This window comes from Bacillus sp. FJAT-42376 (genome assembly GCF_003816055.1).
Taxonomy (GTDB): Bacteria; Bacillota; Bacilli; order Bacillales; family Bacillaceae; genus Metabacillus_B.
Genome location: NZ_CP033906.1, coordinates 1,627,682 through 1,640,082, shown reverse-complemented (window position 1 = coordinate 1,640,082; position 12,401 = coordinate 1,627,682). Strand labels below are relative to the sequence as shown.

Below are 12,401 nucleotides of genomic sequence, written 5' to 3'. Positions count from 1 at the left end.
ACATTGACATTAATAACGCTTTCACCTACTCTTTAACTATCTTAAAAATGAGCGCAAACGTTTGCGTTCCATGCCAATAGGAGTGTGACCTTTATGCTAAAAGAAGCTATCTACCACCGGCCCAAAAATGAATTCGCCTATATTTATGATGAAAATACGCTGCACATCCGCCTCCGGACGAAAAAAGGAGACGCCGAATCCGTTCGGCTGATTCACGGAGATCCTTACGACTGGGAAGACGGAAAGTGGCTTGCTTCATTAACTGTGATGGAAAAATCAGGATCCGATTCTCTATTTGACTATTATTTTATTGCGGTGAAGCCTCCCTTCCGCCGCATGCGGTACGGGTTCGAGATGAAGTCAGGCGGCGAAACTCTGATTTATGCAGAAAAAGGCTTTTTCACTCAAGCTCCTTATGAAGACATCGCCAATTTCTTCTGCTTTCCATTCCTGCACGCGGAAGACAGATTTAAGGCTCCTGAATGGGTAAAAGATACGGTTTGGTATCAAATATTTCCTGAACGGTTTGCTAATGGCAATCCGGAACTTGACCCTGAAGGAGCATTGCCGTGGGGCAGCGCCGATCCGACACCAAAGAATTTCTTTGGGGGAGATTTTGAAGGAGTCATTGATCATCTTGATTATTTAAAGGATCTCGGCATCAGCGGATTGTACTTTACCCCTATCTTTAAAGCATTTTCAAACCACAAATATGACACGATTGATTACATGGAAATTGACCCTCAGTTCGGCGACAAGGAAACGTTCCGCCGTCTCGTCCGTGAAGCCCACTCGAAAGGAATCCGGGTCATGCTGGACGCAGTATTTAATCACAGTGGCTACTTCTTTGAACCGTTCCAGGACGTTCTTCAAAAAGGAGAAGCTTCTATTTATAAAGACTGGTTCCATATCTATGAATTTCCGGTGGATACGAAAAAACCCGGCTACGATACTTTTGCCTATGAAACGACGATGCCAAAGCTGAATACCCAGAACCCGGACGTTAAAAAGTACCTATTGGATGTTGGCCAATACTGGATCAAAGAGTTTGATATCGACGGATGGCGCCTGGACGTAGCAAATGAAGTGGACCATGCCTTCTGGAGAGACTTCCGGAAAGCGGTGAAGGAAGTAAAAGAGGATGTCTATATATTGGGAGAAATCTGGCATGACAGTATGCCTTGGCTGCAGGGAGATCAATTCGATGCGGTCATGAATTATCCGTTCACAAACGGGGCTCTTAACTTTTATGCCAAAGATAAAATCAGAGCGGAAGAATTCGCCTCCGTCATCGTAAACGGTCTTCATGCCTATCCGAAAAATGTGAACGAAGCGGCATTCAACCTTCTGGGCAGCCATGATACAGACCGGATCCTGACATTAGCGGGCGAAAGCAAGGAACGAGTGAAGCAGCTGTTTGCTTTTCAGCTGAGCTTCGGCGGTTCTCCATGCATTTATTACGGGGATGAAATCGGAATGGCCGGAGGAAACGATCCAGGCTGCCGCGCCTGCATGATTTGGGATGAAGTTGAACAGGACAGAGAACTGCATGCCTTCGTAAAAAAATTGCTCGAGCTTCGCCGGACTCATCCTCTGTTGGCGAACGAAGGCGAATTTAAAGTGCTGCATGCAGACAGCGGGAACAATACACTGGTTTATGCAAAGGAAAACGGGCATCAGGTTCTTGTGGCGGTGGTCAATCAATCGGAAAAGAAACAAGAGATTTCCCTTCCTGCGGAATTAGCCGGAAAAACCGCACAAGATCTTCTAAAGGGACAAAACCTCTCATCCGTTAAGATAACCGCAGAACCATTGAGCACTCAGTTTTTCCTATATGATAAGGAGAATGAAGATCATGCTCAAAACGTTTGAAATCGTGCTGACTCCATTTAATCGTAAACGGAAGGTGCGCATGTATTTGCCGGATGACTATGAAACGTCCGGCAAACGCTACCCTGTGCTCTATATGCATGACGGCCAAAACCTTTTCCGCGATGAAGATGCCGGGTACGGAGTATCGTGGGGAGTCGCCGATGTGCTTTCTGACATGGGGCTCGATATCATTGTGGCCGGGATTGACTGCAATGAAGAACGCTTTGGACGGTTCGATGAATATGGGCCGTGGGTGAGCAAAGGACTCGGACAGCAGCTCTTTCAAATCGATGAAGAACTGGGCGGGGAAGGCAAAGATTATATTCAGTTTTTTGCGGAAGAATTTAAGCCGATGATTGATGCAAGCTACCGTACCCTTCCTGAACAAACGGCGATGATGGGAAGCTCAATGGGCGGACACATTACGACTTATGCCATTTGTAAATACCCGCATATTTTTAAAAGAGCGGCTTCTCTCTCCTCTGCTTACTGGTTCAATCAGAAAGAAATTGAAGAACGAATCCGGACTAGTAACCTGACCGCCATTGAAAAGTTCTATATGGATGTCGGGACGGAGGAAGAAACGTCTATCATTGATGCAAAGCAATACATCGATGCAAGCGAGCCGGTCTATAAGATTATGAAGGACAAAGTACAAAACTGCCGGTTTGACATCATAGAAGGCGGCATTCATCATGAATCTGCGTGGCGGGAAAGACTGCCCGGGATTTTGAACTATTTATATTCCTGAAGGCTATGGTAAACCTGGCTGCCAGCTGTAGAAAATAGAAAAAAGGACCGGCGCCGGTCCTTTTTTCTTTATGCCTTTTTCCAGCTGTTACATCGAATGTTTTTCTCCAATCCCTTTCGTCTCCATCTTCCTCTTTGCATAGAAACGATAATAAAGCGCACAGCCAATCAGGAAGGGAATGCCGCAATACAGCGCCATGCGCTGATCCGGGATAAAGGCGAGGCTGATCATCACAAGGACATTTGCTGTTAGCGCAACTAAAGGAACGACCGGATAAAAAGGGGTTCTAAATTTTAAATCGCTGATGTTTCCGCCATTCTTCACAAAAGATTTCCTGCCCAAATAATTCGAAAGAGCAATGGATGCCCAAACAAATACGGCACCGAAGCCTGCGATGGAAAGCAGCCATAAGTATACGGTGTCTTCTGCAAAAAAACCGCACAGCAGGCAGAGACAACCTACCACCATGCTTGCAATTAAGGCGTTGATTGGAACCCCTCTTTTATTCAGCCTGCCGAATCGTTCATGAATCATCCCTTCTCTGGACATCGACCAGAGCATACGGGATGTCGCATAAAGGCCGGAGTTTGCGACGGAAAGGACAGCGGTTATGATGACGAAGTTCATGATATCGGCTGCATATGGAATTCCGATTTGATCAAATACGGTGACGAACGGGCTCTCCATCAGCCCTGCTTCTTTCCATGGAAACAGTCCTGCCAGGACAAATACCGAAAGAATAAAGAAAATCAGAATTCGCCAGGCTGTGTTATGAATTGCTTTTGGAATCGTCTTTTCCGGATTTTTGCTTTCTCCCGCTGCGATTCCGACTAGCTCCGTTCCCTGGAAGGAAAAGTTCACGCCAATCATTGTGACTAAAATCGCGGTAATCCCGTTTGGAAACAATCCGCCCTCACCGGTGTAATGGCTGAAAAATGGCGCAGGCTCTCCCCCTCCCATATGAAGCAGCCCAAACATAGCCGCTCCCCCTAAGAGAATAAAAGCGAGGACGGTGATCACTTTAATGCCTGCAAACCAAAATTCTACTTCTGCAAAACTTTTTGTAGACAATGCGTTAATGCTGAATAATACAATGGCAAATACAATACACCAAACCCATGGCGAGACGTCAGGAAACCAGCGCTTCATCAAGATGCTGACCGTCAGCAGTTCAAGCCCCACCGTAACGGACCAATTCAGCCATGACATCCACCCCACCACGTACCCTGTGCCCGGGGAAATAAATTTTGTTGCATAAGTCTGATAGGAACCAACGTGCGGAAGGGCCACCGCAAGCTCTCCGAGACAAAGCATCGTCAAATACATGACAAAGCCCCCAATCAGGTAAGCAAGGATCGCTCCTCCCGGCCCTGCTTCACCGATTGTATAGCCGGTGCTCAGAAACAAACCGGTTCCAATCACTCCTCCTAATGCAATCATTAAAATATGTCTGTCTTTAAGCTCCTTCTTCAAATCCTGCTGCTGATAAGCCATGTAATCCCTCCTATGTAAGCGGTAACAACTATTTGAATAAAACTTACCCTATTTTAACATCATTTAAATTATATGAAAATTTATTTTTTTCTAAAATTAAAAGATCCATATATCTATAGGTTTCTTAATTGATTACAAGTCCATTCCCATAGGAAATGGGACGAGCGCTTCTCCGTATCTTTTCTCCCAGAGGTTATTCCAGAATAGTAGGAACTTCCCGGAAGGAAGGATTTTGCTTGTTTAGGCTGATTTCTTCCCACCGCAGCAGCACGATTTTCCTTCCATATGTATAAACCAGCGCATTTTGCGGCAACCTGATTAACAGCTGGCTCCTTCCGTAATGCAGCTCTGATCTGGTTTAACCAGATTAACCTGCGATGTTACGAGTAAGGGGCTTGTTTCGTTCATAAACCATCCCGCTTCACGACCCCTCCCGCCGCTCCCCCGGGAACCAAGCGCCTTTTGCTCCAATCAGCTTCCTCCATTCCTTTTTACAAAGAAAACCCCCGGTATGCTTCTAAATTAGCCATACCGGGGGTTTCATTATGCTCTGTAAACAGGCAGACCGCCACTTTTCCGCGTTTCCCATTCTTCTCTTAGGATTCCCATTCGAATCGAGTCATAATATTCTCCATTATAGTATCTGCATTTCCTCATTCTGCCCTCAAGCTTCATCCCCTGCTTTTCAGCAGCGCGCATCATCCGCTCGTTTCCTGACCAGGTGGTGATGCCGACACGGGGAATGGACATGGTCTCAAACAAATGATCCATCCAGAGTGAGAGCGCCTCGGTACCATAGCCTCCATTCCAATATTCAGGAAGATAAATGGTTATTCCAATCTCCAGCCAGTTTGAAGGCTGGTGCTCCCAGTAATAAATGATGGTGCCGATTGTTTTTTTTCCAGCCTGGATTATCGCTTCCATCCCCTGCTGTTTTTCAGCCTGTTTCATTTTATATTCTTCAAAGCTTATTCGCTCATGAGGAAAATAAGGGGCATCCCACTTCTTCCACTCAGGGTGTTCTTCCCCGTATCGCAATTGATAGAGCTCCTCAAGATCGTTTTCTTCCACCCAGCTTAACCATTCGCCATTTAGAAGGGTTTTCCTTTTCCAATCAAATTAGTTGGATTAAAAGGATCTCCCTGATACACTAATTGAGTAATTCTTTTGAAAAAGGAGATGCAAAATAAATGGCTTATGATAAATTATTTGAACCTGTAAAAATTGGAGCTTTCAGCTTAAGAACCCGCTCCGCTATGGCACCGATGACCCGTTCTTTTTCAGATGACGAAACCGGAGTACCCGGTCCGGAAGTGGCGGAATATTACCGGAAACGTGCAGCAGACGGCATCGGCCTTATTATCACGGAAGGCGTTGTCATCAGCAGCCGGGCAAAAGGAAATCCGGGGGTTCCTGGACTTTTCACACAGGAGCAAATCGAAGGGTGGAAAAAGGTCACCGAAGCCGTTCATAAAGAAGGCGGAACGATTGCTGCCCAAATCTGGCACGTTGGACGCCTGAGCCATCCTGAGCTGATTGTCGGCCAGACACCGGAAGCACCATCGGCGATTGCGGCAGAAGGCCAGGTACCACGCTTCCGCAAACCTTACGCAGTTCCTGAAGAACTTTCAAAAGAAGATGTTCAAAAAGTAATCGGACAATATGCACAAGCCGCAAAAAATGCGATTGAAGCGGGCTTTGACGGTGTTGAAATTCATGGTGCCCATGGTTACCTGATTGACCAGTTCAACAGCTATCAGTCCAATAAGCGTGAAGATGAATATGGCGGAGAGCTTGCGGAACGTCTTACATTCATGAAGCAGGTCATCCGCGCTGTGATTCAAGAAATCGGTGCTGACCGTACGATCATCCGTTTCTCAGCCCATAAAGTGGACGCTCCTGATTACCGCTGGGAGGATGCAGATGCCGCGATGAAAACCTATACGGACGCATTTAAAGAAACCGGTATTCAAATCATCCATCCATCCATTATGGACGCTGAAGAAAACATTGCAGAAAACCAAACCCTGTATGATCTGGCGAGAAAATACTGGGAAGGACCGATCATCGGTGTCGGCAGCCTGAACGCGGATAAAGCGGAAGCCATGCTGCAAAAAGGCGTCATGGACGTTGCCGCATTCGGCCGCCCGCTCATTTCCAACCCTGACTACCTGCACAGAGTAAAAGCAGGAAAAGAACTGGTTGAATATGAGCCGAAAAAACATTTAGTCGAGCTTGTTTAATAAACAAAAGAGGTTGGGACAAAACTAAAATTGTTGTCCTGAAAAAAGCAGGAAAAACAATAAAAACCGAACTATTACGAAGCTCTATACCAGAGTTTCAAATAATAGTTCGGTTTTTTTATTCGCTATGTTAAAGCATGTTGTTGATTATTTAAATCCTGTTGATTGAAGCGGAAGGCGTGAGACTCCTGCGGGAGCAGCGGGACAGGTGAGACCCCACAGCCGCAAAGCGGCGAGGAGGCTCACCGCCCGCCCCGCGGAAAGCGAGCGCCTGCAGTGGAAATCAACAGCCAAGTTTAACAGAGCTTTTTATTAGCCGAAAACCTTTCGTCCCAGCCCATTTTTTCTTTGGGCATCTAATCCTTCAGCCGGTTGATGACTTTCCGGTATTCATTGGGCGTCATGCCTTCTATTTTACGGAACAGCTTGGAAAAATAAGTGGCGTCCGTGATCCCCGTTTCTTTTGCTATGTACGAAATTTTGTCATCTGTCGCAGCAAGAAGCCTCTTCGCCTGGGAAAGCCTGTACTGATTTAAATATTGAGACGGCGTCTGCCCCAAAGTTTTCTGCATGCACCTTGTAATGTAATCCTGATGATACAGAATGGTTTTCGAAAGGTCCTCCATCTTTATATCCTCATGATAATGGGTCTGTAAAAATTGCACCGCTTCATTGGTCACCTGCTCAGCAGCCGATGGAATATTCAGTGCTTCCTTCTGCAGATGCACCAACAGCTCCTGAAAATAAAGCTGCTGGCGAAGAGGAAAATCAGGGGACTGGCTTGTAATGCTCACCAGGTTTTCAAGAAGCTTCTCAGCTGTCAGGGGGTGTTCAAGACGGCCTTTTTGTTTGATCCTGAATTCATATTCGGCGGAACGCTCAAAATCCGCTTCTCGCCGCTGGGCATCCAGCCAATTGTCATGCCCCTCATCAAGAAGAGCAAATTCGCCTTCTGCCTTAAAATGCATCCAGTACACTTCCGTATTCTGGCTGCTTTCTTTATGGCCATAATGCTCGAGCCCAGGCAGAAGAAGCAGGTATTCCCCCTCACTGACAGTGTAAGGAATGCCATTTTCCGTCATATATAAGGCCCCTTTTTTTACATAAAGAAAATCAAAAACCGTAAACGTTCTTTTAAAATGCCGGTTTCCTGCTTTAAATGTAAATTTGCCCGCTTTGATAAAGGTCGGGAACGGCGGAACGTGAAATGTCAGAAAAGACATACAATACCAATCCCTCTCAGGTCGTATTTTTCCAAGTTTAATCGCTTTACTCTCTTTCTATTATACGATAAGCCCTGTAAACTAGGAATCGCTGTATTATATGCAGCAAGGGAGGAATACAGTTTGACAAAAAAAATAGACAAAAAACAACTTACTTTATTTGCTTTAACATGGCCGATCTTCATTGAAATTTTCCTGCATATGCTTATGGGAAATGCCGATACATTCATGCTTAGTCAATATACAGATGATTCAGTAGCGGCAGCAGGCGTGGCCAACCAGATTTTAAACCTGGTGATCGTTATGTTCGGATTCATTGCAACAGGCTCGGTCATCTTAATAACACAGAATATTGGAGCCGGAAAGGAACACACTGCAAGAGAAGTGGCCATCATGTCGGTTATTGCCAATTTATTGATTGGTATCCTCATCAGCGGCGTACTCCTTGCTTTCAGCAAACCCATCCTTCAAATGATGAACCTTGCCCCATCCCTGATGGAGGAAGGGAATAAATATTTGGGAATCGTCGGAACCTTTATCTTCATACAAGCGTTAATCATGACAGGTGCCTCCATTCTTCGAAGCTACTGCTACACGAAAGATACGATGGTCGTAACCGTCTGCATGAACCTGCTGAATATTGGCGGAAACTTTTTATTGATTTTCGGAGCTTTCGGCTTTCCGGAAATGGGTATTCAAGGTGCAGCCGTTTCTACCGTCATCTCCAGGGTCCTTGGCCTGATTGCTGTGTCAATCCTGCTGATTAAGCGCATTCCGGCTCTGAATCAAAGCCTGAACCTCAAGTGGAGCCACTTAAGAAACCTGCTTAAAATCGGGATACCTTCTGCAGGTGAACAGCTTGCCTATAACATGTCCCAGATGGCCATCACCTTTTTTGTAGCCATGATCGGGACCGAAGCGCTAACGACTAAAATCTATGCACAGAACATCATGATGTTTATCTTCCTTTTCAGCATCTCCGTCAGTCAGGGAACGCAGATCCTCGTTGGCCGGATGGTCGGAGCCAAAAAATATGAAGAAGCGTTCAAACGCTGCATGAAAAGCCTGTATCTTGCCATTGGCGCCTCATTGTTCATGGCTGTGACGGTCAGCGCCTTCTCGGATAACCTGTTTGATTTATTCACAAACAATGAACAAATCATCCAAACCGGCGGCATGCTGATTCTGCTGACTGTTATACTCGAACCCGGCAGAGCCTTCAACCTCGTCATCATCGGAGCACTCAGAGCTGCAGGCGATGTGAAATTCCCTGTCTACATGGGAATGATCTCCATGTGGGGAATCAGCGTCCCGGTCGCCTATCTTCTTGGAGTCCACTTCGGCTACGGCCTCGCCGGCATATGGATTGCGTTCATTCTCGATGAATGGACAAGAGGCATCATGATGTACTTCCGATGGAAATCCAGAGTGTGGGTATCAAAAGGATTTGTGGAAAAAGAAAAAACCGCTTTGCATGAGCAGGCGGTATAAGAGGGAAAGCGCTGGCCGGTTGAGGCCGGCGCTTTTTTATGGGGATTGTCCTTTTTTGAGGGGTGGTGTGCGGGATCGCACATCCTTTTTCTTTGCGATGTCTGGGATTGATGTCCGGGATCGCACCTTTTTCGTGCGATGTCCGGCATTGTTGTCCGGGATTGCAATTCTTTCCATGCGATGTCCGGCATTCTTGTCCGGGATCACGCCTCTTTCGTGCGATGTCCGGCATTCTTGTCCGGGATCGCACCTTTTTCCCGCGATGTCCGGGATTGTTGTCCGGGATCGCACCTTTTTCCTTGCGATGTCCGGCATTGTTGTCCGGGATCGCACCTCTTTCCTGTGATGTCCGGGATTGTTGTCCGGGATCACACCTCTTTCCTGTGATGTCCGGGATTGTTGTCCGGGATCACACCTTTTTCTCGTGATGTCCGGCATTGTTGTCCGGGATCACACCTCTTTCCTGTGATGTCCGGGATTCTTGTCCGGGATCGCACCTTTTTCCCGCGATGTCCGGGATTGTTGTCCGGGATCGCACCTTTTTCCTTGCGATGTCCGGCATTGTTGTCCGGGATCACACCTCTTTCCTGTGATGTCCGGCATTGTTGTCCGGGATCACACCTCTTTCCATGCGATGTCAGGGATTGTTGTCCGGGATCGCACCTCTTTCGTGCGATGTCAGGGATTGTTGTCCGGGATCGCACCCTTTCCATACAATGTCCGGCATTGTTGTCCGGGATCACACCTCTTTCCATGCGATGTCCGGCATTGTTGTCCGGGATCACACCTTTTTCCCGCGATGTCCGGCATTGTTGTCCGGGATCACACCTTTTTCTCGTGATGTCCGGCATTGTTGTCCGGGATCACACCTTTTTCGTGCGATGTCCGGCATTAATGTCCGGGATCAATCCTCTTTCCTTGCGATGTCCGGCATTAATGTCCAGGATCAATCCTCATTCCGTGCGATGTCCGGCATCGAGCACTTTTTACAATCCCCCTAAGCGTATGAATCCACCTTTTATCTACCACTAGCTCAAACAATATTTACAATTTAATGAACATTTTAAAAATTTTAACTTATGCGGGTGAATTTAAGTATACTTAAATTAGAACGTCCGTTCAATTTAAGAAAGGAGTTTTCACCTCATGACAGGCACACGCCGCTATGACAGCGGGAAGGCAAAAAAAGAAATCATGGAGCATGCTCAAACCGTTTTTTCTCAAAAGGGCTACAATCATACGTCTGTGGCAGATTTAGCAAAGGCATCCGGCTATAGCAAAGGGCACATTTATTATCATTTTGAAAACAAAGAGAAGCTCTTTGTGCTGCTTGCTCAAAGAACAATGAAGGAATGGAATGATAAGTGGATGATTAAAGAACCAATCTATCAAAATGCAAGTGAAAAACTTTACGGAATGGCCATGCATGTACTTTATCACTATCAGACTCCGCTGCTCCGTTCCGGTCAGGAGCTTGCTGCGAATCCGCAGTCCAGTCCTGAATCGGTCAAACAGCTGTATGAACTGGCAGTGGTGCCCATGGCAGCCTACAGGACTATTTTTACAGAAGGTATCAGTAATGGGGAATTTATGTCCAATGGAAACGCGGATCAATGGACGGCACTTTACGGAACATGGCTCGGAGGACTGTGCCAGCTCACAAATACACAGGAGCCAGCTTCCCTGGAACCTCTTTTTCATGAAGCAACCTCGATATTTCTTAAATCCATCCAATCCAGTTAGGAGGAAAACAAATGCATATTGCATTGATTGGCGACAGTTTAACCGAAGGAAGACCAGGTATCCCTTTTGCCAGGCTGTTGAAAGAACAGTTTCCCGGGTTCCGTTTTGATAACCTTGGAAAAGGCGGGGATACAGTCTTAAGCCTTTATTCCAGACTTTCTAAAAAGAAGCTCCCTGCTCATTATGATCTTGCCTTTCTTTGGATTGGTGTAAACGATGTGTATACGAAAATGCTGAACGCCCAGGCACAGGTTCCTGCAAAGGATGAGAAGGAATTTGAAGAAGTGTATAAAAAATGCGTGGAAATCATACTTGGCTCATCAAAACAGATCATTCTGGTCACACCGGCTTTAATTGGTGAAGACACTGAAAGCCATGCAAATAAACAGCTTAGAACGTTATCCTCCATCATCCTGTCATTAGCGGACAAACAACCTAATCTCCTCGGTCTCGACCTGCATACAATTTTCAAGCATCATCTTGCTCAAAAAACAAGCTCCGACTATATTTCTGTGAAAGTCACTCGGATAATGGCAGATGCTCTTTTCCACCGAAAGCCTTCTCGGATTGATAAACTCTCGAGAGAAAGAGGTCTTCATTTAACGCTTGACGGCGTCCATTTGAACAGCCTGGGAGCCCAGATCACAGCCGGCGAATACGCAGAACTTATTAAGGCGGAAAATAAAAAAGCTGCATTATAACTCTTTCGGTCAGGGGATGATGAGATGGAAAATAAAAAGGTAGCCATTGTAACAGGCGGAGCCTCAGGGATAGGAAGAGCACTGTGCCTGGAATTATCCCGTCAAGGAGCTGCTGTGATCATTGCGGATATAAATGAAACGGAGGGAAAGAAAGCTCAAGCAGCCATCACCGGTTCCGCCTTTGTTTATTGTGACGTAAAGGATCTCCGCTGCATGGAAAAAATCATTCATGAAACGTATACGAATTATGGGAGAATCGATTACTTATTTAATAATGCCGGGGTTGCTTTATATGGGGAGTTCTCTGATATGAATATGACACACTGGAAAAAAACGATGGACGTGAATGTCTGGGGAGTGATTCACGGAACACAGATTGCCTATGCGATTATGAAAAAACAGGGATTTGGCCATATCGTAAACACCGCTTCCGCTGCAGGACTTGGTCCATCCCCCTTTTCAGCCGTTTACTCGGCAACAAAGCATACCGTTGTAGGGTTAACGACTTCCCTTCATTATGAAGCAGAAGCATACGGAGTGAAGGTGACCGCCCTCTGCCCCGCCTTTGTGGACACCCCGATTCTTAATAAAGCAGAAGCGGTTAAACTGGATAAATCCCTCATCATGGAACAATTCAAGAAACAAAAAATGATGTCTCCCGAAAGATTTGCAAAGATTGCGTTAAAAGGCGTACACCAAAATAAGACAATTATATGCCCAATGCCTCTCAGAAAAACGATGGATGTCTTCTTTACCCTTTTTCCTGCTGCACATTCATCCCTTATGCGGCTTGTCTGCAGGGTCAGCAGGAAGGCAAAAGTATCTGCTTGAATGGAAACCTGAAAAGCTCAAGCAGGTGTTTGGCTTTGAGCTTTCGGATACG

10 protein-coding genes are annotated in these 12,401 nt (G+C 46.2%); 7 read left to right on the top strand and 3 right to left on the bottom strand.

The window, feature by feature from the left end; all coding sequences use genetic code 11:
- Nucleotides 1-93: 93 nt before the first annotated feature.
- Complete coding sequence (locus CEF21_RS08300) at nucleotides 94-1,872, top strand: glycoside hydrolase family 13 protein (protein ID WP_123915046.1); 1,779 nt, start codon at nucleotides 94-96, stop codon at nucleotides 1,870-1,872.
- On the top strand, nucleotides 1,856-2,623 hold the full coding sequence (locus CEF21_RS08295) for an alpha/beta hydrolase (protein WP_123915043.1): 768 nt from the start codon (nucleotides 1,856-1,858) through the stop codon (nucleotides 2,621-2,623). Before CEF21_RS08300 ends, CEF21_RS08295 begins: the two co-directional genes overlap by 17 nt.
- An 87-nt stretch (nucleotides 2,624-2,710) precedes the next feature.
- Here CEF21_RS08295 and CEF21_RS08290 read toward each other — a convergent pair whose 3' ends face one another.
- Both CEF21_RS08290 and CEF21_RS08285 read right to left on the bottom strand, forming a co-directional pair.
- Nucleotides 2,711-4,117 carry an amino acid permease gene (locus tag CEF21_RS08290; protein WP_123915040.1) on the bottom strand — a complete coding sequence of 469 codons (1,407 nt, stop codon included), beginning with the start codon at nucleotides 4,115-4,117 and terminating at the stop codon, nucleotides 2,711-2,713.
- 543 nt (nucleotides 4,118-4,660) lie between these two features.
- Nucleotides 4,661-5,188, bottom strand: a complete 528-nt coding sequence (locus CEF21_RS08285) for a GNAT family N-acetyltransferase (RefSeq protein ID WP_123915037.1) — start codon at nucleotides 5,186-5,188, stop codon at nucleotides 4,661-4,663.
- A 119-nt stretch (nucleotides 5,189-5,307) separates the two neighbouring features.
- Here CEF21_RS08285 and CEF21_RS08280 point away from each other — a divergent pair, with 119 nt between their 5' ends.
- Nucleotides 5,308-6,360: an alkene reductase gene (locus CEF21_RS08280; RefSeq protein ID WP_123915034.1), complete on the top strand. Its 1,053-nt coding sequence runs from the start codon at nucleotides 5,308-5,310 to the stop codon at nucleotides 6,358-6,360.
- Between the two features lie 356 nt (nucleotides 6,361-6,716).
- Here CEF21_RS08280 and CEF21_RS08275 read toward each other — a convergent pair whose 3' ends face one another.
- Entirely contained in the window at nucleotides 6,717-7,583 is an 867-nt protein-coding gene (locus CEF21_RS08275) for an AraC family transcriptional regulator (RefSeq protein ID WP_123915031.1), read from the bottom strand.
- A 123-nt stretch (nucleotides 7,584-7,706) separates the two neighbouring features.
- On the opposite strand from CEF21_RS08275, the gene CEF21_RS08270 reads away from it, so the two are divergent.
- The 4 genes from CEF21_RS08270 to CEF21_RS08255 all read left to right on the top strand — a co-directional run bounded on the left by CEF21_RS08270 (nucleotide 7,707) and on the right by CEF21_RS08255 (nucleotide 12,349).
- Nucleotides 7,707-9,074, top strand: a complete 1,368-nt coding sequence (locus CEF21_RS08270) for an MATE family efflux transporter (protein ID WP_241156792.1) — start codon at nucleotides 7,707-7,709, stop codon at nucleotides 9,072-9,074.
- A gap of 1,146 nt (nucleotides 9,075-10,220) precedes the next feature.
- The gene (locus tag CEF21_RS08265) at nucleotides 10,221-10,817 is read left to right on the top strand and encodes a TetR/AcrR family transcriptional regulator (RefSeq protein ID WP_123915025.1); all 597 of its coding nucleotides are present in this window, start codon (nucleotides 10,221-10,223) and stop codon (nucleotides 10,815-10,817) included.
- Between the two features lie 11 nt (nucleotides 10,818-10,828).
- The gene (locus CEF21_RS08260; protein WP_123915022.1) at nucleotides 10,829-11,518 is read left to right on the top strand and encodes a GDSL-type esterase/lipase family protein; all 690 of its coding nucleotides are present in this window, start codon (nucleotides 10,829-10,831) and stop codon (nucleotides 11,516-11,518) included.
- Between the two features lie 24 nt (nucleotides 11,519-11,542).
- A complete protein-coding gene (locus CEF21_RS08255) occupies nucleotides 11,543-12,349 on the top strand; it encodes an SDR family NAD(P)-dependent oxidoreductase (protein WP_123915019.1) in 807 nt (268 codons plus the stop codon).
- The last annotated feature ends 52 nt before the right edge of the window (nucleotides 12,350-12,401 follow it).